At 65.2% G+C, this 24917-nt stretch carries 20 protein-coding genes; 15 read left to right on the top strand and 5 right to left on the bottom strand.

Annotation, left to right across the window (positions count from 1 at the left end; all coding sequences use genetic code 11):
- Nucleotides 1-8 precede the first annotated feature (8 nt).
- Complete coding sequence (locus tag FBY36_RS14760; RefSeq protein WP_142120562.1) at nt 9-878, bottom strand: nitrilase-related carbon-nitrogen hydrolase; 870 nt, start codon at nt 876-878, stop codon at nt 9-11.
- A 238-nt stretch (nt 879-1116) separates the two neighbouring features.
- Between FBY36_RS14760 and FBY36_RS14755 the strand changes: the two genes are divergently transcribed.
- The 11 genes from FBY36_RS14755 to FBY36_RS14705 all read left to right on the top strand — a co-directional run bounded on the left by FBY36_RS14755 (nt 1117) and on the right by FBY36_RS14705 (nt 14881).
- A complete protein-coding gene (locus FBY36_RS14755; protein WP_142120560.1) occupies nt 1117-2307 on the top strand; it encodes an ROK family transcriptional regulator in 1191 nt (396 codons plus the stop codon).
- 132 nt (nt 2308-2439) lie between these two features.
- Nucleotides 2440-3999 (top strand): multiple monosaccharide ABC transporter ATP-binding protein, encoded by a 1560-nt coding sequence (gene mmsA / locus FBY36_RS14750; RefSeq protein WP_142120558.1) that lies wholly within the window; start codon nt 2440-2442, stop codon nt 3997-3999.
- 45 nt (nt 4000-4044) lie between these two features.
- Nucleotides 4045-5331: a multiple monosaccharide ABC transporter permease gene (mmsB, locus tag FBY36_RS14745; protein ID WP_142120556.1), complete on the top strand. Its 1287-nt coding sequence runs from the start codon at nt 4045-4047 to the stop codon at nt 5329-5331.
- A gap of 49 nt (nt 5332-5380) precedes the next feature.
- Complete coding sequence (locus tag FBY36_RS14740) at nt 5381-6478, top strand: substrate-binding domain-containing protein (protein WP_142120554.1); 1098 nt, start codon at nt 5381-5383, stop codon at nt 6476-6478.
- A 199-nt stretch (nt 6479-6677) separates the two neighbouring features.
- Nucleotides 6678-8138, top strand: a complete 1461-nt coding sequence (locus tag FBY36_RS14735) for an ABC transporter permease (RefSeq protein WP_142120552.1) — start codon at nt 6678-6680, stop codon at nt 8136-8138.
- Between the two features lie 2 nt (nt 8139-8140).
- Nucleotides 8141-8845, top strand: coding sequence for an ABC transporter ATP-binding protein (locus FBY36_RS14730; RefSeq protein ID WP_142120550.1), 705 nt, complete (start codon nt 8141-8143; stop codon nt 8843-8845).
- A gap of 120 nt (nt 8846-8965) precedes the next feature.
- Nucleotides 8966-10036 carry a Gfo/Idh/MocA family protein gene (locus tag FBY36_RS14725; protein ID WP_142120548.1) on the top strand — a complete coding sequence of 357 codons (1071 nt, stop codon included), beginning with the start codon at nt 8966-8968 and terminating at the stop codon, nt 10034-10036.
- A gap of 212 nt (nt 10037-10248) precedes the next feature.
- Nucleotides 10249-11199 (top strand): hypothetical protein, encoded by a 951-nt coding sequence (locus FBY36_RS14720; RefSeq protein WP_142120546.1) that lies wholly within the window; start codon nt 10249-10251, stop codon nt 11197-11199.
- A 91-nt stretch (nt 11200-11290) separates the two neighbouring features.
- Nucleotides 11291-12823: a hypothetical protein gene (locus FBY36_RS14715; RefSeq protein ID WP_142120544.1), complete on the top strand. Its 1533-nt coding sequence runs from the start codon at nt 11291-11293 to the stop codon at nt 12821-12823.
- A gap of 283 nt (nt 12824-13106) precedes the next feature.
- On the top strand, nt 13107-14375 hold the full coding sequence (locus FBY36_RS14710) for a serine/threonine-protein kinase (RefSeq protein ID WP_142120542.1): 1269 nt from the start codon (nt 13107-13109) through the stop codon (nt 14373-14375).
- The gene (locus tag FBY36_RS14705; protein ID WP_327436699.1) at nt 14372-14881 is read left to right on the top strand and encodes a hypothetical protein; all 510 of its coding nucleotides are present in this window, start codon (nt 14372-14374) and stop codon (nt 14879-14881) included. Before FBY36_RS14710 ends, FBY36_RS14705 begins: the two co-directional genes overlap by 4 nt.
- A gap of 90 nt (nt 14882-14971) precedes the next feature.
- On the opposite strand, the gene FBY36_RS14700 is transcribed toward FBY36_RS14705, so the two are convergent.
- Nucleotides 14972-17191, bottom strand: coding sequence for an NADP-dependent isocitrate dehydrogenase (locus FBY36_RS14700; protein WP_142120540.1), 2220 nt, complete (start codon nt 17189-17191; stop codon nt 14972-14974).
- 331 nt (nt 17192-17522) lie between these two features.
- Here FBY36_RS14700 and FBY36_RS14695 point away from each other — a divergent pair, with 331 nt between their 5' ends.
- On the top strand, nt 17523-18512 hold the full coding sequence (locus FBY36_RS14695) for a trypsin-like serine peptidase (RefSeq protein ID WP_142120538.1): 990 nt from the start codon (nt 17523-17525) through the stop codon (nt 18510-18512).
- Nucleotides 18496-18669 (top strand): hypothetical protein, encoded by a 174-nt coding sequence (locus FBY36_RS20720; RefSeq protein WP_200830507.1) that lies wholly within the window; start codon nt 18496-18498, stop codon nt 18667-18669. The genes FBY36_RS14695 and FBY36_RS20720 overlap by 17 nt, the downstream gene beginning before the upstream one ends.
- Before the next feature lie 172 nt (nt 18670-18841).
- Here the strand turns inward: FBY36_RS20720 and purH are convergent, their stop codons facing one another.
- Nucleotides 18842-20527: a bifunctional phosphoribosylaminoimidazolecarboxamide formyltransferase/IMP cyclohydrolase gene (gene purH / locus FBY36_RS14690; protein ID WP_142120536.1), complete on the bottom strand. Its 1686-nt coding sequence runs from the start codon at nt 20525-20527 to the stop codon at nt 18842-18844.
- Between the two features lie 143 nt (nt 20528-20670).
- Here purH and FBY36_RS14685 point away from each other — a divergent pair, with 143 nt between their 5' ends.
- Nucleotides 20671-22023 (top strand): MFS transporter, encoded by a 1353-nt coding sequence (locus FBY36_RS14685; RefSeq protein WP_142120534.1) that lies wholly within the window; start codon nt 20671-20673, stop codon nt 22021-22023.
- 122 nt (nt 22024-22145) lie between these two features.
- Here FBY36_RS14685 and purN read toward each other — a convergent pair whose 3' ends face one another.
- Nucleotides 22146-22727 carry a phosphoribosylglycinamide formyltransferase gene (gene purN, locus FBY36_RS14680; protein ID WP_142120532.1) on the bottom strand — a complete coding sequence of 194 codons (582 nt, stop codon included), beginning with the start codon at nt 22725-22727 and terminating at the stop codon, nt 22146-22148.
- A gap of 39 nt (nt 22728-22766) precedes the next feature.
- On the opposite strand from purN, the gene FBY36_RS14675 reads away from it, so the two are divergent.
- A complete protein-coding gene (locus FBY36_RS14675) occupies nt 22767-23198 on the top strand; it encodes a hypothetical protein (RefSeq protein WP_142120530.1) in 432 nt (143 codons plus the stop codon).
- Nucleotides 23199-23212: 14 nt separating this feature from the next.
- Here the strand turns inward: FBY36_RS14675 and FBY36_RS14670 are convergent, their stop codons facing one another.
- Complete coding sequence (locus tag FBY36_RS14670) at nt 23213-24529, bottom strand: cell division protein PerM (RefSeq protein ID WP_142120528.1); 1317 nt, start codon at nt 24527-24529, stop codon at nt 23213-23215.
- Between the last annotated feature and the right edge of the window lie 388 nt (nt 24530-24917).

Below are 24917 nucleotides of genomic sequence, written 5' to 3'. Positions count from 1 at the left end.
GGTGGCGGTTAGGGCCTGCCATCCCCGGGCTGGCCTGTTTCCGCTGCCAGGCCGGCCTCCCATTCCCGGTACAGGTCCGGCCGGCGCTCCCGCAGGTACGGCACGTCGTTTCTGGCTGCCCGGACGGCGTCCGGTCCCACCTCTGCGAAAAGCAGTGCCGGAGCGTCGCCTGCTTCGGCGAGGAGTCCGCCGTTGGGCCCTGCCACTACACTGCCTCCGCCAAAGGTGTAGGCGTCCTCGGAGCCACAGTGGTTGGCATATGCCACGTTCAGCTGGCTTTCCAGGGCCCGGGCGCGGATAAGTACCTGGGGTACGGCCTCGTAACCGGCGGACAGCGCCGTGGGGACCAGGAGCAGTTCCGCGCCGCGGCCGGCGGCCGCCCGGGAAGCCTCAGGAAACTCGATGTCGTAGCAGATCAGCAGTGAGGTGCGGACACCATTGAAATCCACGACGGCGGGAGGTTCCGCGGCTGCCACGAACGCCTTGCGTTCCTCATCGCCGAAGAGGTGCACCTTGTTGTATCTCAGGATTTCGGTCCCGGCGGCATCCACCAGGGTCGCTGAAATGTGCCACCCGTGCGTACTGGCGCCCCCCACGTCACCGCCGCTGCCACCGGCCGCTTCGGCGGGCAGGCTGTAGACCAGTGCGATGCCGTTCCGGCGGGCAATGCCGGCCAGCCGTTCGCGGATGGCCGGAATGCCTGCCGCGTCCAACTCGTCCCGCACCCGGAGCGGGGCGTAGCCGACGGGGAACAGTTCCGGTGTCAGGAGCAGGTGGGCGCCCGCATCCGCGGCCCTTTTGGCTGCGTCCTCAATGGTCCGAAGATTGGCCTCGACGTCCAGGACCACAGCGTTCGCCTGCAGGACGGACAGCAGCATCGTTACCACCTTCTTTATCCCTGTCCACAAAAAATGGAAGGGCCGGACTGATCTCATGTTCCAGCCTAGCCAGCCGCATGGAAAGGACGGCGGGTCGTTTGGACCCGGCCGGGGCCGGCGCGGGACGGAATGCACGGAAACGCCGGAGCGGTTATTTGGCCGTGGGTTCGCCCCACACCCGCGCGGCCTTGCGTTAACTTCTTGACTACAAGAGCAGCGATAGGGCAATCTTCTTAGCATGTCCGCAACCACGCGCTCAACGAGGAGCAAGCCCAAGAACCCCGGTTCGCAATCCGCCCTGCGGCAGCTGAACCAGCAGCGGATCATTGAGGCACTCATGGGCGGCCCGTCCACGCAGGCGGAGCTCGCCCGGCAGACGGGACTCTCCACGGCCACTGTCTCGAACATCGTGAAAATCATGCTGGACTCCGGCCTGGCGTCCACCGAACCCATCACCAGCTCCGGCCGCCGGGCCCTGAATGTACGGCTGAACAGCAATGGTGCGGTAGCAGTGGGAATCGACTTCGGGCGGCGGCACCTGCGGGTGGTGCTGGCCTCGCTCAGCTACCATGTCATCGCCGAAGAATCGGTCCTCCTCCCCTTGGGGCACCAGGCGGAGGAAGGCATCCAGGCGGCGGTGGACCTGCTGGAGAAACTGCTCCGGGAAAGCGGGGTGGAACGCACCTCGGTGGTGGGCGCCGGCGTCGGCATTCCCGGCCCTATCGACCGGCGGACCGGGACGGTGGCCCAGGGCGCAATCCTTCCCGAATGGGTGGGAATCAACATCCTTCAGCATCTTGAGGAAACCTTGAGAATCCCCGTCTTTGTTGACAACGACGCCAATCTGGGGGCCTGGTCCGAAGTGACGTGGGGGCAACATTCGGGGGTCAGCAACCTGCTGTTCCTGAAGATCGGGTCCGGCATCGGCGCCGGCTTGATCCTCAACGGTTCGCCCTACTACGGCAACGTGGGGATCACCGGCGAAATCGGCCACGCCACCATCCACGAGCAGGGCCTGGTGTGCCGCTGCGGCAACCGCGGATGCCTTGAAACCATAGCGTCCACCACCACCATGATTGAACTCCTCAGCCGGGGCGATGACCCTCCCCTGACACCTGCGGACATTGTCCGCAAGGCCCTGAACAGGGACTCCGCCACCCTCCGCGTGGTGGACGATGCGGGGTTGGCGGTAGGGCGCGCGCTGGGCAATGTGGCCAACCTGATCAATCCCGAGGTGATCGTGGTGGGCGGACCGCTGGCAGGCCTTGGAGACATCCTGCTGGACCCCATTCGGAGGGGGCTCATCCGCCATGCGGTGCCGGTCATCGGCGAAACCACAACCCTCACCATGTCCTCCCTGGGAGACCGCGCAGAGGCCCTCGGGGCAGCCGCCCTGGTGTTCCAGCACGCCGGGATTAGAAAGTCCTAGACCACATCGTTACCCAGCAATTGCGTTAAAGACTTGACGACAACAGCTGTGATCCAGTTTACTTTTGGTTCAGACGGCCCTGCGCTTTGCCGGCCGGACAAAGAAGTCATTGCATTGGAGGGTTAGGGCAACATGACGTCCCAGACCACGCAGACGGACCCGGTCATCCTTGAGATGCGGTCCATCACCAAAGAATTCCCGGGCGTTAAAGCGTTGGATAACGTTAGCCTCCGGGTCAAGGCCGGTGAGATCCACGCCATTTGCGGCGAGAACGGCGCCGGGAAGTCCACCCTGATGAAAGTCCTCTCCGGCGTGTACCCGTACGGAAGCTACGACGGCGACATCGTCTACCAGGGGCAGGTCCAGCAGTTCAGGGACATCCGGGCCAGCGAACACGCCGGCATCGTGATCATCCACCAGGAACTGGCGCTGATCCCGGAGCTGTCCATCATGGAGAACATCTTCCTTGGCAACGAACCCACCAAGCGGGGCGTGATCGACTGGGCCGAAGCCAGGCTGCGCTCACTGGACCTGTTGGCGAGGGTGGGCCTCCGGGATGATCCGGACACCCCCATCAAGGAAATCGGTGTGGGCAAGCAGCAGCTGGTGGAAATCGCCAAGGCGCTGAACAAGTCCGTGAAGATCCTGATCCTGGACGAGCCCACTGCCGCCCTCAACGAGTCCGACTCCCAGCACCTGCTGGACCTGATGCTCGGGCTCAAGGCCAAGGGCATCACGTCCATCATCATTTCCCACAAACTCAACGAGATTGAGCAGATCGCCGACTCCATCACCATCATCCGCGACGGCAAATCCATCGAGACCCTTGACGTGAAGGCCGACGGCGTGGACGAGGACCGGATCATCAAGGGCATGGTGGGGCGGACCCTCGAGTCCCGGTTCCCGGACCACACCCCAAAGATCGGCGAAGTGTTCTTCGAGGTCAAGGACTGGACGGTGGGCCACCCCGCCATCCAGGACCGCCTCGTATGCAAGGGTTCCAACTTCTTTGTCCGCCGTGGCGAGATCGTGGGATTTGCCGGCCTCATGGGCGCAGGGCGAACCGAGCTGGCCCGCTCGGTGTTCGGACGCTCTTACGGCAGGTTCATCAGCGGCCACATCTACAAGGACGGCCGCGAGGTCACACTCAAGAATGTCCGCCAGGCCATCGACGCCGGGCTGGGCTATGTCACGGAGGACCGCAAGTCGCTGGGACTGAACCTCCTGGACGACATCAAAACCACCACGGTGGCAGCGAACCTGCGCAAGATCAGCCACAACTATGTGGTGGACGCCAACCAGGAGTTCACGGTGGCCGAGGAGTACCGCAAGTCCCTCCGCACCAAAACACCTTCCGTTGAAGAAGGCGTCGCCAAACTCTCGGGCGGCAACCAGCAAAAGGTGGTCCTGGCCAAGTGGATGTTCACCGATCCCGACCTGCTGATCCTGGACGAGCCCACGCGTGGCATTGACGTCGGCGCCAAGTACGAGATCTACGGCATCATCCAGCAGCTGGCCAACCAGGGCAAGGGAGTCATCGTCATCTCCTCGGAGCTCCCCGAGCTCCTGGGCCTGTCCGACCGTATCTACACGATCTTCGAAGGCGCCATCACCGGCGTCCTGAACAAGGACGAGGCCACCCAGGAAAGCCTGATGAAGCTGATGACCTCCGCCACCCGAAAAGCCGCCTGACCCTCTGGCCCATTCCAGAACCTTCCGGACACAAGGACTGAAACCATGAATGCCCTCAAGAAGCTTTTTGGCGGGAATACCCGCCAATTCGGCATGATCTTCGCCCTGGTGGCACTGATCATCTTCTTCCAGATTGCCACCCAAGGCCGGACGCTTACCTCCGGCAACGTCATCAACCTCTTCAACGGCAACTCCTACATCCTCATCCTGGCAATCGGCATGGTGCTGGTGATCATTGCAGGACACATCGACCTTTCCGTCGGCTCCGTCGCCGCCTTCGTGGGCGTCACGGTGGCCCTGGCCATCCGCGACTGGGGTATCCCCTGGTATGCCGGGGTCCTCCTTGGCCTGCTCCTGGGCGCCCTGATCGGCGCCTGGCAAGGCTGGTGGACCGCGTACGTCGGGATTCCGGCGTTCATCGTGACGCTGGCAGGCATGCTCCTGTTCCGCGGCTTCAACCAGTTCGTGGGCAAGTCCAACACCATCCCGGTCCCCTCGGACTTCCAGTACCTGGGCTCCGGCTACCTGCCCGAAGTAGGACCCAACATAGGTTACAACAACCTGACCCTGCTCCTCGGCCTTGCCGCCGCTGCGTTCGTGGTTGTCAGCGAACTGCGCTCCCGCGCCAGGGCCAAGGCACTCGGTGCCGAAGTTCCCGAAATGTGGGTCACCGTCTTGAAGCTGGTCCTCATCTGCGCCGCCATTCTCTACGCCACGTACCTGTTCGCCACTGGCCGTCCGGGCACCTCCTTCCCCATCCCCGGCCTGATCCTGGCCGTCCTTGTCCTGATCTACGGCTTCATCTCCTCCCGCACCGTCATCGGCCGCCACGTCTACGCAGTGGGTGGCAACCGGCATGCAGCAGAGCTGTCCGGCGTCCAGTCCAAGAAGGTCAACTTCCTGGTGATGATGAACATGTCCATCCTCGCGGGCCTGGCCGGCATGATCTTCGTCGGGCGGTCCACCGCCTCAGGTCCGTTCGACGGCGTCGGCTGGGAACTGGACGCCATCGCCGCAGTGTTCATCGGCGGCGCGGCAGTGACCGGCGGCGTGGGCACCGTCATCGGATCCATCATCGGTGGCCTGGTCATGGCAGTCCTGAATAACGGCCTCCAGCTCCTCGGCGTAGGTGCAGACCTCACCCAGATCATCAAGGGCCTGGTGCTCCTGATCGCCGTCGCCTTCGACGTCTACAACAAGAGCCAGGGCAAGACGTCCATCATCGGCATGCTGACCAGGAACTTCAACCGCCCCTCCGGCGGTGGCCCGAGCAACCCGCTCCAGCCCGACGAAACCACCTCCACCAAGGAAGCGATCGCCAGGGAAGCCTGAGCTCCCGCGACCTGACCGAGTTATACACAACAAAGAAAGAGAACCAACAATGCGAATGTTTGGTAAAGCAGGAAAGGCCGCAGCGGTTGCTGCCATCGCAGCACTGGCGCTGACGGGCTGTGGACGCTCGGAATCCCCCTCGGGCGGAGCCAGCGGAGGAGCAGGCGGGTTCCCGCAGGACTCCTCCATCGGCGTGGCACTCCCGCAGAAAACCAGTGAAAACTGGGTCCTGGCCGAAAAGCTCTTCAACGACGGCCTCAATGGTGCAGGGTTCAAGGCTGACGTCCAGTTCGCCAACGGCGGCGTGTCGGAGCAGCAGAACCAGATCAGCGCCATGGTCACCAAGGGTGCCAAGGTCATCATCGTGGGCGCTATCGACGGCTCCCAGCTGGGAACCCAGCTGAAGCAGGCCAAGGACAGCGGCGCCACCATCATCGCTTATGACCGCCTGCTGCTGAACACAGAGAACGTGGACTACTACGTGGCCTACGACAACTTCAAGGTCGGTGTCCTCCAGGGCCAGGCCCTACTGGAGGGCATGAAGGCCAAGAAGCCGACAGGTCCCTACAACATCGAACTCTTTGCCGGCTCCCCCGATGACGCCAACGCAAAGGTCTTCTTCGACGGCGCCATGAGCGTCCTGAAGCCGAAGATCGACGACGGCACGCTCAAGGTCCTGTCCGGCCAGACCAACTTTGAGCAGGCTGTGACCCAGGGCTGGAAGGCAGAGAACGCCCAGCGCCGTGCCGACACGCTGCTCACCGGCAGCTACGGCAGCGCAAGCCTGGACGGCGTCCTCTCCCCCAACGACACCCTGGCCCGCGCCGTCCTGACCTCGGTCAAGGCAGCCGGGAAGCCGACCCCCGTCATCACCGGCCAGGACTCGGAAGTTGAGTCCGTCAAGTCCATCCTCGCGGGTGAGCAGTACTCCACCATCAACAAGGACACCCGCAAGCTCGTTGAGCACGCGATCACCATGGTCAAGGACCTCCAGGCAGGCAAGAAGCCTGAGGTCAACGACGACAAGTCCTACAACAACAAGGTCAAGACCGTTCCGGCCTACCTGCTGGAACCGGTCATTGTGACCGCCGCCAACGTGAAGACGGCCTACAAGGACGATCCCGTACTCGGCCCGATCACCAAGTAACACCCTTTTAGAACCAGCCGGTACACCCGGCAACCGGAATGCCCGGTCCCTTCGCGGGGCCGGGCATTCCTGCGTCCTGGCACAGCCGCAAGCACTTCACAGCCCAGGCACAGGTTGGGCCGGATTCCTGCACAGGATGCCCGACGAGGGTTGAGGCGAAGCCGGCCTTCCGCGCCGACACCTGAGTCATAGGAGTAACGTGAGCGTCCTTGCCCGAAGCGTAGGCAATGCCTTCCGAAACAAGGTCCGCACCGCAGCAGTTGTCGCGGTGCTGGCCGTCGCCATAGGCCTTGCCCTGGCCATGCTGGTGGCCAACCAGGCGGTCGGGGCGAAAGTCCAGGAGCTCAATGCCTCCGTCGGCACCGTCCTGACCATCAACCCCGCCGGCGGGCAGGGCTTCGAAGGCGGCGGCGAGCCGCTCACCACCGACCAGGCAGCCACGGCCGACGGCGTGCCCAACGTCAGTGCCGTCGTCGGGACCTCCTCACTGCGGCTGCGAAATGCTACAGAAGCCGCCGCACAGGCCGCTGCCGGACAAGCGGGACAGACGGGCCAGACCGGGCCGGGAGGCCAAGCCGGGCAGGGCGGCCCGGGCGGGCAGACGGCAGCCACGCTGACCACCAGCCTGACGGCCGCGGTGGATGCAGGCACCCTAGGCAACCGCAACCAGCAGGCCAACGGCACCACAGGCGCCACCGGAAGCACACAGCAGCCCGTCCGGTCCCTGCCCATCACCGCCACCGGCATCGGCGCCGAAGTGGACACCACGGGCAAGGCGCTGAACATTACCCAAGGCTCCGGCCTCGGCGACTACTCGACGACGTCCACCGCCGCATTGCTGGGCACCACCCTGGCGGAGAAGAACAACCTCACCGTCGGATCCACCTTCACCATCAATGACCAGGCCTACACGGTCTCCGGCCTGTTCGACGCCGGCACCACCTTCGGCAACAACGCCGTCTATGTCACCCTCCCCACTGCCCAGGCCCTCGCCGGAACACCCGGTGAACTGTCCAGCATGATCGTCACGGTCAATTCCACGGACAACGTCGCCGCTGCCAAGACGGCTTTGCAGACAGCCCTTGGCGCGGACAAGGCTGACGTCACCCAGGGCCAGAACCTGCAGACCGCGGTCAGCTCCCTGGACAGCGTCAAGAACATCTCCTTCATCGCGTTCGTCGCCGCCCTGGGCACCGCGGGACTCATCATCCTGCTCATCATGGTGATGCTGGTCCGCGAGCGCCGCCGCGAAATCGGCGTGCTGAAGGCCATTGGTGCACCCAACCGCACCATCGGCCTGCAGTTCGTCCTCGAAGCCCTGGTCCTGGCAGCCCTGGGCAGCGCCGTGGGGGCCGCCATCGCATCGTTCGCCAGCGGCGGCATCGCCTCCGCCCTGATCAGCAGCAACACCACCACAACCGCTGCCACCACAGGCCGGGGCTTCCCGGGCGGAGCCGGCGGCGGCGCCGGCTTCCCGGGCGGCCAGGGCGGACCCTTTAGCGGCGCTTCCCAGCTGTTGAACTCCGTCACCGCCAGCGCATCACCCGGAGTGATCGCTGCTGGCATCGCCGCCGTATTCGGCGTCGCCATTACCGGTGCCCTGGTTCCGGCGCTGCTCACGGCACGCATCCGTCCCATCGAAGTCCTGCGAGGAGAATAGCCATGATTGAAGTCAAGAACCTGGTCCGCACCTTCAACTCCGGTGACCGCACCATCAAACCGGTCAACGACGTCAGCTTCGTCCTTGAACAGGGCACCCTGGCCTCGATCGTGGGCAAGAGCGGCAGCGGCAAGAGCACGCTGTTGTCCCTCCTTGGCGCGCTGGACAAGCCCACCAGCGGAGACGTCGTCGTCAATGGTGTCGGTCTTGCCGGCCTGCCCGATGCAAAGCTGACCGAATACCGCCGCCGGGACATCGGCTTCGTCTTCCAGCAGTTCAACCTGATCCCCAACCTGTCGGCCATCGACAACGTCATGCTCCCCATGGAATTCGCCGGGGTGCGCAAGGCGGCCAGGGCGCAGCGAGCCAGGGAGCTGCTTGAACAGGTCCAGCTGGATCCGTCCAAGCACGAGCGGCGCATTAACCGGCTCTCCGGCGGCGAGCAGCAGCGCGTGGCCATCGCCCGGGCCCTGGCCAACGAGCCCAAGCTGATCCTCGCCGATGAGCCCACCGGCAACCTTGACGAGCAGACCGGCGACCACATCATCGAGCTCCTCAGTTCGCTTGTGCGGGACCATGACACCACCATCCTGGTGGTCACCCACGACCGGGCCCTGGCCAACAAGACGGACCGCCGGTTCCGCCTGCAGCAGGGCAAGCTGACGGAGGAGCCGGTCCGGGGCAGGGCGGTGGCTGCCAACGCCTGACATCAGTCCAAGGGGGCCGAAGATGAGGACATCCCGTCCCATCTTTGGCCCTTTTTGCTCACTTGTGTGTCCCGCTGGAGGTTCCCCGTGCCTCCCCGCCGCTGTGACAGGATTGCAGCTATGACTGCTCCCATCGCCACGCCATGGCTTTCCAGCCAGCCCGACCAGGATCCGCGTTCTGCTACCGGTGCTCGCCTTCGCTGGGGAATTATCGCGACGGGCAGTATCGCCCGCGCCGTCTCGCAGGACCTCGCGCTGCTTGAAGACGCCGAGTTGTATGCGGTCAGCTCCCGGACACAGGACACTGCCGACGCTTTTGCCGTGGCCTATGACTTTGCAAAGGCCTACGGGGACGACGGCGGTGTTCCCGGCTACCAGCGGCTGCTCGCCGATGACGCCGTGGACGTTGTCTACGTCGCCACGCCGCACGCGCAGCACCACGAGATTGTCCTCGCCGCCCTCAACGCCGGCAAGCATGTGCTTTGCGAGAAGGCCTTTACCATCAACGCCCGCGAAGCATCGGAGCTCATCGACCTTGCCCGCAGCCGCGGATTGTTCCTCATGGAGGCGGTGTGGAGCCGCTTCCTGCCCTCGATGCAGCGGGCGTTCCAGATCGCAGCTTCGGGTGAACTGGGAGACATCCACTGGATCACCGCGGACCTTGGGTTCCCGGCGCCGTACTCCCCCACAGCCAGGCTGTGGGCCCGGAAGGACGGCGGGGGGGCCTTGCTGGATTTGTCCGTCTACCCACTCCTGTGGGCGCTGGGCACTCTTGGCTTTCCCCAGACCGTCAGCGCCACCGGCTTTGTCAACGATGACGGCGTGGACGCACAGAACGCCATGACCCTTGGTTACGGCCACGCGGCCCAGGTCCAGCTCACCTCCTCGCTCCTGGCCCACGGTCCGCGCACGGCAACCGTCGCGGGGAGCCTGGGCTTCCTGCAGAGCGTTGGCTCCATCAACAACCCCCGCGAACTCATCATCACCAAAGGATGGGACGAGCGCCGGACCGAAACCTTTGACGTGGTGGGCAAAGGCTACGCCTACGAACTGCGCGAAGTCATGCGGTGTGTCCAGCAGGGGCTGACCGAAAGCCCGGTGATGCTGCTTGAAGACACGCTGAACACCATGCGCCTGTTCGACGGCGTTCGCGCCCAACTGGGCGTGAGCTACCCCAACGACAGCCATTAGCGGGCACGCGAGGACGAACGACGGCGGCGAGCCCGGCTTTCCCAAGACCGTCACGCATGTGACTTCCTGCTTTCGCCCGTGACACGTAGCGCTGCTTTTCCCGCCATTTGTAAATTCCCTTGAGAGATCTCTGGACTTCAAGTAAAAAGCAGTCTTACCATTTAGACGGTATCGATTGCACCGGTCACTGGGGGGTGGTATGCATGGCTCGTATGAGTTCGCCATGGCGTGCCCTGCGCCCGGTGATCCTTGCCGGGGCAGCCGCAGTCACCTGGCTGACGCTGTCGTCAACGGGAGCATCCGCCGACTCCGGTCCTGACTCTTCGTCGCTGTTCGGCAATGTCACCAGCTCGGTTTCATCGCTGGTCCAGGATGTTGCAGGTTCGGTTTCACCGGCTGCGGCGGGACCTGCTGCAGGGCCCGGCTTGGTGCCGCCTGTAGTAACCCCGGTTTCCGGGCTGGCAGATAACCTCATCGCCGCCGTTCCCGTCGTGGACCAGGTGGTTCCGGCGGGAACTGTTTCCGCGGTCTCCGCCCCCGTTGTTGAGCTTGCCGACAGCGTGACGACCGGTGTGGCGCAGGTTGTTGTAGCCCCTGCAGCAGATGCCCTTCCGGTTCTCGAGCCGGTGCTCCAACCGGTTTCCGACCTTCTGACCGGCACTGCTCCACTGCCCCTCCCCCTTCCGGATCCGCCCGTTGGCGCGGTGCCCGTGGATCTTCCTGCAGGGGTAATCCCTGATTCCGCCGCAGCTCAGAGCGCAGCCGTGGAAACACTTCCGGAAGCATCCGAGACGGCAGCGGAGGCGGATGTTGACGCGGGCTCCCCGGATTCCGGGCAGGATACCGGCGGCGACTCGGGGTCGGAAGCGTCAGGCGTTTCAGTCCTGGCAGACACTTCCGGCCCGCGAACTGCAGTATCTGTGCCCGCTGCTCCGGATTATGAGGAGCCCCTTCCCGTTGACCAGGCCCCGCTGCCTGCCCAGGTTCCATCCCCGGCATCGGGCGCGGGCAGTGGCGGGTCTTCCGGCAGCCCGTCCGGTGCCGCTGCATGGCTTAGCCCTTTCGGCTTTGGTTTTGAACGTCCGGGCGCTGTTCCCGCCATCGAGGCGTCTGAGCACGCTCCCGCACCGGTGTCATTCGACCCCGGTTCTTCCCCTGACTAGTTGAGGCACCCTGCCCAATATTGGGCAGCACGTGGCTTTACGGGCAGCTGAGCTGCGCCCGAACAACCTCAACTTTTCAGGAGTATCCATCATGAACTGCACCCTTCGCAGGGGGCTGCTTAGCACCCTCTTTGCCGGCGGCCTTCTGGCTTTCGGTTGCGCTGCCGCAAACGCAGCGGACACCACCAGCGGGACGGATCTTTCCGCCTCCGCCCTCATCTCGGCGGCGGCACCTTCCGAATCGACGTCGTTGGGCCTGCTGGGTGACCCAACGCCGGCCGGTTCAACGGGTGTCGCCGCCGCAGTGGACATCAACCTCGGGCTCGGAGGCACGGGCACGGGGACCACGGACACCACCACGGCAGACCTCGCCGTCGACGCAGCCGTAAACCTCGGACTCGGCGGCATCACCACCGACCCCGCCACCACCGGCACCACCGACCTGGCCGCCGCAGCCGACATCAACCTCGGCCTCGGAGGCACGGGCACGGGCACGGGGACGGGGACGGGGACCACGGACGCCACCACGGCAGACCTTGCCGTCGACGCAGCCGTAAACCTCGGACTCGGCGGCATCACCACCGACCCCGCCACCACCGGCACCACCGACCTGGCCGCCGCAGTGGATGTCACCCTCGGAGGCACGGGCACGGGGACCACGGACGCCGCCACGGCAGACCTCGCCGTCGATGCAGCCGTAAACCTCGGACTCGGCGGCATCACCACCGACCCCGCCACCACCGGCACCACCGACCTGGCCGCCGCAGTGGATGTCACCCTCGGAGGCACGGGCACGGGGACCACGGACGCCGCCACGGCAGACCTCGCCGTCGATGCAGCCGTAAACCTCGGACTCGGCGGCATCACCACCGACCCCGCCACCACCGGCACCACCGACCTGGCCGCCGCAGCCGACATCAACCTCGGCTTCGGAGGCACGGGCACGGGGACCACGGACGCCACCACGGCAGACCTCGCCGTCGATGCAGCCGTGGACCTGGCAATTGGCGGTGTCACCAACGGTGACGTGGCAAGTGGAGTCGACGCAGTGGTTGATCTCGGAGCTGGTCTCGGTACCGGAACTGCAGGTACCGGCGGACTGGATGCTGTTGTGGACCTGGGCGTTGACCTGGGTATCGGACTTGGTGGTGACAGCGGCACGGGCACCCCGGGGACGAACGCACCCGGCACCACTGATCCGGGAACCACCAATCCGGGAGACGGCACCAGCGGGGACACCGGCACCCTTGATCCAGGAACCACTGCTCCAGGTACCGGTACTCCGGGTTCAGGTGCCCCTGCCGGCGATGGTTCCACAAGCGGCAACGGCGGCACCACTGCCGGCGATGGTTCCGCAAGCGGCAACGGCGGCACCGGCGGCACCGGCACCGCAGGCAGCGGCAACTTCACGGCGGCCCCGGCAGGCTCCACCGCGGTAAGCGGAGCCATCGCCACGGTTACGGCGCCCCGCAGCACCCCGGCCAGCGGAAGCTCCGCCCTTGCCAACACGGATTCTGCCCACACGGGCCTGGCCAAAACCGGCTGGGATGGATCGCTGGTTCCCCTGGCCCTGCTGCTCCTGGCCGGCGGACTCCTGATGCTCCGCAAGCGCAAGGTGTCCTAGAAACATCAAGGCAGCAACGGAAACCGCCCGCGCACGCGCCTGAAGCGGCAGCATTCAGCGGGCTGACGAAAGGAGGACATAAACCAAACAACCAAGCAACAGTACAAAACATGTCTTCAGCACACATGTCCTTGTAGCCAATGGTCCGGCGGCGGAGCTGTTTCAAATCGCCGCCGGGCCGTCGGCGTGCGCAAGGCGAGCGCCTAGGTCAATCGTTGGTTTAACCGGACCGCCCGTATAATTTGAGGTACGACAGTGCCGCAGCGCACCGGGAGGAACGGTCATGGTGGCGGAATCGCCTAGCTCCATCAAAAATGAAGTTGTCGGCGGTCGCTACCGTTTGGGCGAAGTTGTAGGCCGCGGTGGAATGTCATCGGTGTACTGCGCCCACGACGAAAAACTGGGCCGTGACGTGGCGTTGAAACTCTTCGCCCCCCAGGCTCCGGACGCCGAAGAGCTCAAGCGGCAGGAAGCCGAAATCCAGCTCCTTGCCACCCTGAACCATCCGGGCCTCGTGACGCTCTTCGATGCCGGAATCGATGACCGTATTCCGGACGAGCCCCGCCCCTTCCTGACTATGGAACTCGTCGAGGGCCAGGACCTGCGCAGCCGCATCCGGCACAGCAGAGTGCCGCTGGAGGAGCTGTCCGTCATCGGCGCGGGCATCGCCGACGCATTGGCGTACGTGCATGGCCTGGGCATCATCCACCGCGATATCAAACCGGGGAACATCCTCCTGGTCCAGATCCGCCCGGGCGAGCCGCTGCGGCCCAAGCTCACGGACTTCGGCATCGCCAGGATCGTGGATTCCACCCGCCTCACGGCCACCGGCACCATGGTAGGCACGGCTGCCTATCTCAGTCCCGAGCAGGCCCTCGGCAAACCACTGTCTTCTGCCACGGACATCTACTCCCTGGGTCTGGTGCTGCTGGAATGCATCAAGGGCACCGTTGAGTATCCGGGCAGTGCAGTGGAATCCGCCGTTGCCCGGCTCCACCGCGCCCCGGAAATCCCCGACGACGTTCCCGCGGAATGGGCCGGCCTTATTCGTTCCATGACTGCCATCGAGCCGCTGGAACGTCCGGCCGCCGCTGACATTGAGACGGCGCTGCGCCAGGCCCTGGTTTCGCCGGCCTCCACGCCCGGAGAACTGGTACCGGAAACCACGCGTGTACTTCCGGCCATGCCCTTTCACCCGCCCTCCATCACTGCTGAAGAATCGGTGGAAGAGGTGCGCGAGGCCGCAGCAGCTGCGGAGGCTGAAGATCCTGCACCCGGCGGCCGGCCTGCGGCCCCGCCATCTGCTTCTGGAGAGGCAGCGTCCAGAGTGGCTAGCAGCCCCGCCGCCGGAAAGGTTTCCCGCAAATCCCGCCTGTCCCGGACCCAACGGATCTGGCTGGCCGTCGTGCTCGGTGTCCTGGTGATTGCTGCAGCCGCCGCTGCGGTGATGATGAGCCTCTCCGCCCCGCCGGCCGACGTCGTCCCTTACCCCACGGTGACCGGCGTGCTGGGCGACCATCTGCAGGAACTCCAGAAGAGTGTTGAGCCGTGACCCTGCGGTATGCCAGGCGCGGGCGGATGGTCCTGGCCTGCTCGGCGACCCTCCTGGCGGCGGGTTTGCTCAGCGCGTGTGCCGGACCAGGGAGCGGCCTGAAGCGCGAGGCAGCGGCACAACTCCAGGCGCGGGTGCTGGAAGTGACCCAGGCGTCGTCCCAAAATGAGCCGGCAACGGCACTGAAGGCGCTGGAGGGTCTTGAGGCGGACCTCTCGGCGCTTCAGGCAAAGGGCCAGGTGTCCGAGGAGCGGCGCCGGAGCATCACCACCGTGGCCACCGCTGTCCGTGCGGACCTCAAGGAAGCCGTTGACGCGCAGCAGGCGGCAGCAAAAGCCGCCGAGGATGCCCGGACCGGCCAGGCATCTCAAAGTCCCTCCCCCACCGCCGAGGTGCCCGCACCCCAGCCAGCCCCCGCGCCCGCGCCCGCCCAGGGCAACGCGGGGGGAAACGGTGCCGACACCGGCAAGAACAACAACGGCGACAAGGGCAAGGGCAAGGACTAGCCCCGGCACAAAGCGTATAGAAAAGAGGCAGTGCTCCGGAGCAATCCGGAGCACCACCTCTTTTTCGCAGCTGCCGCAGCAGCCGCCGCCTTACGCGAGGCTGGCGATGACCTCGTTGAGGGTGGCGGAAGGACGCATCACGGCGGAAGCCTTGGCGTCCTCCGGGCGGTAGTAGCCGCCGATGTCCACGGGTGAGCCCTGGACCTTGGCCAGCTCGCCCACAATCGCTTCCTCCTTGGAGGAAAGCTCGTTGGCGACTGAACTGAATGCGGCGGCCAGGTCGGCGTCGTCCGTCTGCTTGGCCAGCTCCTCCGCCCAATAGCGGGCCAGGAAGTAGTGGCTGCCACGGTTGTCCAGCTCGCCCACCCGGCGGCTCGGGGACTTGTTCTCCAGCAGGAACGTGCCGGTGGCGCGGTCCAGGGTGTCGGCCAGGACCTGTGCGCGGGCGTTGCCCGTGGTGGTGGCCAGGTGTTCGAAACTGACGGCCAGTGCCAGGAACTCACCCAGGCTGTCCCAGCGGAGGTGGTTTTCCTTGAGCAGCTGCTGGACGTGCTTCGGGGCGGAACCGCCGGCACCCGTCTCGAAGAGTCCACCGCCGTTCATCAGCGGAACAACCGAGAGCATCTTGGCGCTGGTGCCCAGTTCCAGGATGGGGAACAGGTCCGTGAGGTAGTCGCGGAGCACGTTGCCCGTGACGGAGATGGTGTCCTCGCCCTTGCGGATGCGCTCCAGGGTGAAGGCGATGGCCTTGACCGGGGACATGATCTGGATGTCCAGGCCCTCGGTGTCGTGGTCCTTCAGGTACTCGTTGACCTTGGCGATGAGGTTGGCGTCGTGGGCGCGTTCCTCGTCCAGCCAGAACACGGCAGGAGTCTGGGAGGCGCGGGCACGGGTGACGGCCAGCTTGACCCAATCGCGGATGGGGGCGTCCTTGGTCTGGCAGGCGCGCCAGATGTCGCCTTCGGCCACCTCGTGTTCGATCAGGACGTTGCCTGCGCCGTCAACGATCTGGACCTTGCCGGCTTCCTGGATCTCGAAGGTCTTGTCGTGGCTGCCGTATTCCTCAGCCGCCTGCGCCATAAGGCCAACGTTCGGCACGGTGCCCATGGTGGTGGGGTCATAGGCGCCGTTGGCGCGGCAGTCGTCAATAGCCACCTGGTAGATGCCGGCGTAGGAGCTGTCCGGCAGGACGGCCAGGGTGTCCGCTTCCTTGCCGTCCGGACCCCACATGTGTCCGGAGCTGCGGATCATGGCAGGCATGGAGGCGTCCACGATGACGTCGCTGGGGACGTTCAGGGTGGTGATGCCCTTGTCCGAGTCCACCATGGCCAGGGCGGGGCCGTCTTCCAGGCCCTTCTTGATGAGGTTCTGCACGCCGTCGCGCACGTCCTCGGGCAGGTCCTCGAGGCTGCTCAGGATCGCGGCAAGGCCGTTGTTCGGGCTGATGCCGGCTGCAGAGAGCTGCTTGCCGTAGGTGTCGAAGAGTTCGGTGAAGTAGGCCTTGACTACGTGGCCGAAGATGATGGGGTCCGAGACCTTCATCATGGTGGCCTTCAGGTGCGCGGAGAACAGCACGCCTTCTTCCTTGGCGCGGGCAACCTGTGCCTTCAGGAATTCGTCCAGGGCTGCTGCCCGCATGACGGTGCCGTCGATGACCTCGCCGGCCAGGACCGGGAAGGCCTTCTTCAGGACCTTCACGGAGCCGTCTTCGCGGACCAGCTGGATGGCGATGGTGCCCTCGGACTCGATGATGACGGACTTCTCGTTGGAGCGGAAGTCGTCCTGGCCCATGGTGGCCACGTTGGTCTTGGAGTCAGGGGTCCAAGCGCCCATGGAGTGCGGGTTCTGGCGGGCGTAGTTCTTGACGGACAGCGGCGCACGGCGGTCCGAGTTGCCTTCGCGCAGGACCGGGTTCACGGCCGAACCCTTGATCTTGTCGTAGCGGGAGCGGACGGCGGTTTCCTCATCCGACGAGGGGTTGTCCGGGTAATCCGGCAGAGCGTAGCCCTGGCCCTGCAGCTCGGCGATGGCGGCCTTCAGCTGCGGGATGGAAGCACTGATGTTGGGCAGCTTGATGATGTTGGCTTCCGGCGTCTTCGCCAGCTCACCGAGTTCAGCAAGGGCGTCACCGATCTGCTGCTCGGGGGTCAGGTAATCACCGAACTGGGCAATGATGCGGCCGGCGAGCGAAATGTCGCGGGTCTCCACCTCCACACCTGCTGTCGAAGCGAACGCCTCGATGATTGGCAGGAACGAATAGGTAGCCAGCATCGGCGCTTCGTCGGTGTGGGTGTAGATAATTTTGGACATGCGCGGGCGTCTCCCTGTGGGTCGGCTTGGTTGTGAAAAATTCGGTCTATTTCACCATGTACAACTTACCCGAGGACGCCGCCTTGAACCGTACCGGAGTCCCAGCGTTACCCCTGCGGTGCGCAGGATTACAGCGATGGAGAACGGGCGACGGCGGCAGGAACCGAGGTGCACAGGGCACCTGGGCGTCCCCCGCACAGGGCCGCCTCCCCCGGCCGCGCAGCCATACATGATACGTCACTACTATTTACAAACCTGTCATGAAAGAGATAAATTCGCAGGGTCACACTTGGCCTTACCAGGCCTTTTTCCCCGTTCAGACAGGACAACAATGACAAGCACAAGGTCTCTGGCTTCCGCCCTCCTGAGCCTCTCCGCAGCCACCGTTCTGGCTCTCACCGGCGCGGGTGCTGCCACGGCTGCGCCTGCAGCGGCGGACGACGGCAAAAACCCCTCCGTGACCAGTGCTGTCCTGAACGCCGCCGGCGCGGCTGACTACTGGACGCCCGAGCGGATGCAGAGCGCCCTCCCGGGCGACGCACTCGCGGGCAAGGCGCTCGAACGCGGCAACCGTTCCAGCGCTGTGCTCGTGGAGAAAGGCAAACCGTCCTCCACCAAGGGCACCAAGGGCACGGGGACCACAACTGCCACGGCCCAGAGCGAGCAGCCGGTCAGCCACATCGGCAAGGTGTTCTTCACCCTGGCTGGCTCAAATTACGTCTGCTCAGGCAACGCCGTCTCCTCCACCAACGGCAGCACGGTAGCCACCGCAGGACACTGCGTGAACGAAGGCCCCGGCGCGTACGCCACCAACTTCATCTTTGTTCCTGCCTATGAGAACGGCGCGGCGCCCTATGGCAAGTGGTCTGCGCGGGCCCTGTACGCTCCGAGCCAGTGGGTCTCCAACGGCGACATGACCTACGACACCGGCTTCGCCGTGCTGAACCGCAACGCGAAGAACCAGGCCCTGACGTCCGTCGTTGGCGGGTCCGGCGTCGCCTTCAACCAGGCTCGCGGCCTGACCTACAAGTCCTATGGCTACCCCGCCGCTGCACCTTTCAACGGCGAGACCCTGAAGAGCTGCACCGGCAAGGCAAGCAACGATCCCAACAACCCGCAGTTCAACACCCAGGGCATCCCCTGCGACATGACGGGCGGTTCCTCAGGCGGCCCGTGGTTCATCCAGACGAGCTCCTCCACCGGGGCTGCCGGAGTGCAGAACTCCATCAACAGCTATGGCTACAACCGTTCCGCCGTGATGTACGGCCCTTACTGGGGCTCCGTCATCCAGTCCACCTACGCCAGTGCAGCAAAATCCTAAGGAACCCAACCACGACGAGGACCCTGTCAGCCACGTGGACCTGACCCAGACCCACGAGGAGGTCCTCGAGTACTGGACCAGGCAGCGGATGGCAGAGGCCAAGCCCAGGGAAATTCAGCTTCCGGAGCCCGGCCCGCCTCCAGATGACCAGGACTAACCCGGCACAACGACGACGGCGCCCGTCCCCTTTCGAAGGGGGCGGGCGCCGTCGTTGGTTCTACTTCATCGATTGCTCCGTAGATGTCCTTTTCGCTCCGGAAAACGACATCTACGGAGCAATCGATGGGTGGGTGGGCCGCGCGCCGACGAGGTGAGGGCGGCGGTGGGGATTAGTGGAAGAAGTGCCGCGCTCCGGTGAAGTACATGGTGATGCCGGCCGCGTTGGCTGCCGCGATCACTTCTTCGTCGCGGACGGATCCGCCGGGCTGCACCACGGCGCGGACACCGGCGTCGATCAGGATCTGCAGGCCGTCGGCGAACGGGAAGAACGCGTCGGAAGCTGCTACGGCACCGCGGGCACGCTGGGGTGCGCCGGCACCGCTGGCGTTGGACGCACCGCCGGCGCCTTCGACGTCGGACTCCACCGTGACGCCCAGCGTGTTGGCCCGCTCCACAGCCAGCCGGCAGGAATCGAGGCGGTTGACCTGGCCCATGCCAATACCCACCGCCGCGCCGTCCTGGGCGAGGAGGATGGCGTTGGACTTGGCGGCCCGGCAGGCGGTCCAGGCGAAAGCGAGGTCCGCGAGGGTCTTCTCGTCTGCGGCCTCGCCGGCAGCCAGGGTCCAGTTGGCGGGGTCGTCGCCGTCGGCGTCCACCTTGTCCGCAACCTGGACCAGCATGCCGCCGGAAACCTGGCGGAACTCCGTGGGGTAGCGGCCGTAGCCCTCGGGGAGGGCGAGAAGGCGGATGTTCTTTTTCTTGGAGAGGATCTCCACGGCTTCAGGTTCGAAACCGGGGGCGATGACAACCTCGGTGAAGATGTCCTTGACCGTGTTGGCCATGCCGGCGGTGACGGTGCGGTTTGCGGCGATGACGCCACCAAACGCGGAGACGGGATCGCAGGCGTGCGCCTTGGCGTGGGCATCGGCGATGGGGTCCGCGGCATCCTTGGAGCCAACCGCCACACCGCAGGGGTTGGCGTGCTTGATGATGGCGACGGCGGGTTCGCTGAAGTCATAGGCAGCCCGCAGGGCGGCATCGGCGTCCACGAAGTTGTTGTAGCTCATGGCCTTGCCGTGCAGCTGGTCCGCCTGGGCGATGCCCATCGGCGCGGCCTTGTCCACATACAGCGCAGCCTGCTGGTGCGGGTTCTCGCCGTAGCGCAGGACTTCCGAACGTTCCAGGGACAGGCCGGCGTAGGCGGGCCAATCGATGACGCCGTCGCCGTCCTCATCCAGGAACTGGCTGGCAGTCCAGGTGGCCACGGCATTGTCGTAGGCAGCAGTGTGCGCGAAGGCCCTGGCGGCAAGGCGCCGGCGGGTCTTAAGGTCGAAGCCGCCTGCGGCGGCAGCTTCCACCACCTGGCCGTAGAAGGACGGGTCCACCACAATGGCGACGGCGGCATGGTTCTTGGCGGCCGACCGCACCATGGCAGGGCCTCCAATGTCGATCTGTTCCACGACATCGTCCTGCGCGGCACCGGACTTGACGGTCTCCACGAACGGGTAAAGGTTCACCACCACCAGGTCGAAGGCTTCGATGTCCATGCTGGCAAGGGTTTCCATGTGGGCCGGGACGCGCCGGTCCGCCAGGATGCCGCCGTGCACGCGCGGGTGGAGCGTTTTCACGCGGCCATCCAGCATCTCGGGTGAACCGGTGACCTCTTCCACCTCTTGCACGGGGATGCCGGCGGCGGCGATCTTCTTGGCCGTGGACCCGGTGGAAACGAGCTTCACGCCCGCTGCGTGCAGGCCCTGGGCGAGCTCCTCCAGACCGGTTTTGTCGTAAACCGAGATCAGGGCCCGGCGGATGGGTACACGGTCAATGGATACGCGCTCATGCTGCGTGAAGCTCACAAATGTCTCCGTCTTATCTCGCGGTACAAGGCCGCGGTTGGTGGGGATAGGGCCAGTTTATCGCGAAGGGCGCGGTTGCCCGGCGTGGCCCCCGGAGTGTGAACGGGGTGGGGCCGGGCTAAAGTTTTGGACAGGAGGCGGCGATGAATACTTACACCACTGTGCCCAGCGGCGAACAGGTGGTCCAGGAACTGCCCTGGCGATGGAAAGTCCAGGGCAGGATCTTCCTGATCGGGGGCCTCGGCTTCATGTTCGATGCCTGGGATGTGACCCTGAACGGCATCCTGATTCCACTGCTGTCCAAGCACTGGTCGCTCTCCGCAGGGGAGGCGGCCTGGGTTGGCACGGCCAACCTCATTGGCATGGCGCTGGGCGCCTTCATCTGGGGAACCATCGCGGACACCGTGGGACGCAAGAAGGCCTTCACGGCCACCCTCCTGCTGTTCTCCGTGTTCACCGTGTTTGGCGCGTTCGCCCCGGACTTCGCCTGGTTCTGCGTTTTCCGGTTCATGGCAGGGTTCGGCCTGGGTGGCTGTATACCCGTGGACTATGCCCTGGTGGGTGAGTTCACGCCGCGGAAGCAGCGCGGCAAGGTGCTGACGGCCATGGATGGCTGGTGGCCCATCGGCGCTGCCCTGGCAGGCTTTGTTTCCGCCGGACTGGTGGCCCTCTACGGTGACTGGCGCCTAACCATGCTGGTGATGGTCCTGCCCGCCCTGCTGGTCTTCTGGGTCCGGCGCAGCGTGCCCGAATCCCCGCTGTTCCTCATACGAAAGGGCCGGCGAGAGGAAGCAGCCCGCATCATCGACGGACTGGTGGAAGCAACCGGTGCGGAACCACGCGCTTACAGCCTTCCCGATGCCAGGGACGTCCCGCGGCTCTCCGCCGGCAGCGCCTGGACCCAGCTGCGCTCGGTATGGCAATTCAACTGGAAGATCACCGCCGCAGCCTGGTCCCTGTTCTTCAGCATCCTGCTGGTGTACTACCTGTCCCTGACATGGATGCCACGCATCCTGATCGGGGCGGGCTTCGCGGAGTACAAGGCATTCGTCACCACAGCCTCCATGGCCGCCGTCGGATTCCTTGGCGTGGTGGTGGCGGCACTTCTGGTGGAGCGCGTGGGCCGGAAATGGATCCTGGCCATCACCGGTCCGCTGTCCGCGCTGACCCTGGTGATCGTGGCGTTCGTGGTGGACATCCCCACGGCAGCAGTGTTCTGGCTGCTGGTGTTCGGGTTCGTGGTGCAGGTGGCCATCCCGGTGCTCTATGCGTATGTCTCCGAGCTCTATCCCACCGAACTGCGGGGCACCGGGTTCGGCTGGGCGTCCACGTTCTCGCGCCTCGGCGCCGGCTTTGGGCCGCTGATCTTCGCAAACTACTTCTGGCCGGAGCTCGGACTGGCCACGTCGTTTGCGCTGGCCGGAGCCCTGGTGCTGGCGTCAGTCCTGTGGATGGCGTTCTTCTCCCCCGAAACCCGCCAGCGCCGCCTGCAGTAAAGGGTAAGTTCGACGCGCTTATTCGGTTTCGACGGACAGGTTCCGTTGCCCACCCCAAATTTCAGGTACGTGAAGGAATTCGCGCGTCGACAAGGAGTATGCGCGTCGCATAGGGCCGGGGGCTAGGGCGTGGAGAACGAGGGGTCTGCGGCGAGGGCGGCCAGGGTGGAGACCAGGAGCCGGCGCTCCACCACCTTGATCCGCTCGTGCAGGGATTCCTCGGTGTCCGCGTCCTGGATGGCCACGGCCTCCTGGGCAATGATGGGCCCCGTGTCCACGCCTGCGTCTGCCCAGTGAACGGTGCAGCCCGTGACCTTCACCCCGTACGCCATCGCATCCCGCACGCCATGGGCACCGGGAAATGCCGGCAGCAGCGCAGGGTGCGTGTTCAGGTACCTGCCGTTGAAGGCGTCGATGAAACTTGGGCTGACGATCCGCATGAACCCTGAGGACACCACCACGTCAGGTTTGTAGGCGGCCACGGCCTCGGTCAGCGCGGCGTTCCAGTCTGCCCGGTCCGGGTAGGCCTTGAAGTCCACCACGAACGTGGGGATGCCGGCCGCAGCTGACCGTTCGACGCCGTACGTTCCTTCGCGGTCCGCGCCCACCGCCGCGATCTCCACGGGCAGTTCGCCGGCTTTGACGGCGTCGATAACTGCCTGGAGATTGGACCCGGTGCCGGAAACGAGGACGACGATACGCATTGGTCCAGCTTAGGTGCAGGCTCGCGTACGCTGGAAAACATGAACAGCGAACCGGGCCGGAGCGGGCAACAGCGGGTCAGGGCACCGCTCAGCGAGGCGGCAAAAGCGTCCCTCGCCAAGACCCATACCCTGTTCCGGATGTTCGTGGTTTCGGTGCTCGGCGCGTTCTTTGTGTACCAGCTGGATGTGGGCTACCTGTGGCTGACCACGGTGCTCACTGCCGCGGGCCTGGTCCTGGGAATTGTCCTGCTGGTGCGGGCAGTCCGGCTGAAGGAATCCAAGCTGGTTCTCTTCGGCACCATCTCGGGCCTGGTGGTTGCGGCTGTCATGGTGCTGCTGATTGCCACCACCGTGGTCCTCTTTGACCAGGTCCGCGAGTACCAGGCCTGCCTTGGCCGCGCCCTGACGGACCGGGCCACCAACGCATGCATGGTGCAGTTCCAGGAAGTCCTGCCCACCAAGGTGCGCTGACCCCGGACTGACCCCTAGTGAACCAGCTCGGCGTCGTGTTCCACTGCCGCGGTCTTCTCGCGTTCCAGCCAGGGTCCGGCCGCGTAGCCAATCACGACGCCGGCAGCCACCTCGGCAGCCACCCACAGTCCCGTCCACAGCGGGTCGGGTCCGATGGCTGTCAGGCGGCCCACGCCGGCTGAGCCCCGGGCAACCCAGGCCAGGCACATGGTCAGCAGGCCAGCGGCCAGGCCGGCGAGCACGCCAAGCACCAGGGTGGAGACAGCCGCGGTGAACCAGCGGGCGTGGATCTTGATGGCCAGCCACTCGTCAAAATGGTTTTCCCCCTCCCGCAGGAACCACCAGCCGGCCATGACGCCGGCCAGCACCGGGACGATCATGGCCACCAAGGCGTAGTCCAGCGGGCCCGACGGGATGGCCGCCAGGACGGGGACGGACGGAAGCGGCCCCACGGCGGTGCCCAGTGGACCCACCTGGGAACCCACTCCCATGGCGAATCCGGCGCCGGAAGTCCAGGCGAGCGCGAAGACCACAAGGTTGGGCAGGAAGCCGAGCTGCGCGATGGTGAGGGCGGCACCTCCCACCGGCCCGGCGTCGAGCGCTTCATAGACAGACACCACAAGGTTCCAGTGGATGAACAGGTCAACAGCCAGCAGCCCTGCTGCCAGGGCAAGCGCAGACATCACCGCCACGAACCCTGCCTTCGCCGCCGATGCAAAGTACGAACCCGCCCAGCGGGAATGCTGGCTGGTACGCGAAATCCAGTCCACGGCGTCGACCCCGATGAGCCGGCTCCAGGAGCCTGCCTCCCTGCGGGCCCCAATCACCATTCCGAGCCCATACGGAACCAGCGGAACCAGCAGCGCGTACCAAAGGTTGATGATGACGTCGGCATTGCGGCAGACGAATCCGGTGGCAGCGCCGAACGCCCCGTAGACCATCCACGATCCCAAAAGCGCCTGCCACAGCTGATCTGTGTAGGAGGCCCGGGCCAACCGTCGGCCTGCACGCCAGGCCAGGAGGAACGGAATCAGGGTCAGGCCCAGCGGAATCAGGCTCAGGACACCGGTTCCCCCGTGCGAGGCCGCTTCGGCCCCCGCTCCCGCCAGCTCCAGGGGCACGCCGTGGACCAGGAGCCAGGACTGGCCGGCCAGCCGCGCCAGGGCCTCGAATTGCCCGTTCTGGAAACCGGCAGTGGCCCAGACAGCCACGATAGGCGCCACCACCGCCAAGGCAGAAATGATGGCTGCCTGCGCCGTTTCAAGGCCGCCCTGCAGCCACAAAGGCATGGGAAGGCCACGGTCTCCGGTCTGGTCAGCGCGCAGTTTCATCGTGTCCCATGGTGTCACGCCGGGTGCGCTCTGCCCGCGAACGACAGGCTCCACGCGGCCATGGATGAACAATCAAATGACCGGCAGGCGGGCGCTTTTTCCGAAGCCCCGCCGTAAAATTGGTAGCAACCAACACCAGAAACCCCCCGGAGGGCGTACTGCGATTTCTGCTGGCCACCGCCATTGACACGGCGCCAGCCAAGGACCCGGATACCGTAAACCGGGAAAACAGGAGCCGCGAATGAAAGATGAACCGTAAGTTCTGAAGATATTCGTCCTACTGGCTGGTGCAGCCAACGCCATCGGCGGGGCTGCACCAGCGTTTTAAACGACTGCGGCGCCGGGAGCCCCCAAGGTGGCTCCCGGCGCCGTTCACCGTGTCAGGGCT

The sequence above is a fragment of the Arthrobacter sp. SLBN-122 genome, assembly GCF_006715165.1.
In the GTDB taxonomy this organism is placed as follows: domain Bacteria; phylum Actinomycetota; class Actinomycetes; order Actinomycetales; family Micrococcaceae; genus Arthrobacter.
Note: the sequence above shows the minus strand (reverse complement) of the source record. Positions and strands in the feature narration are given on the sequence as shown.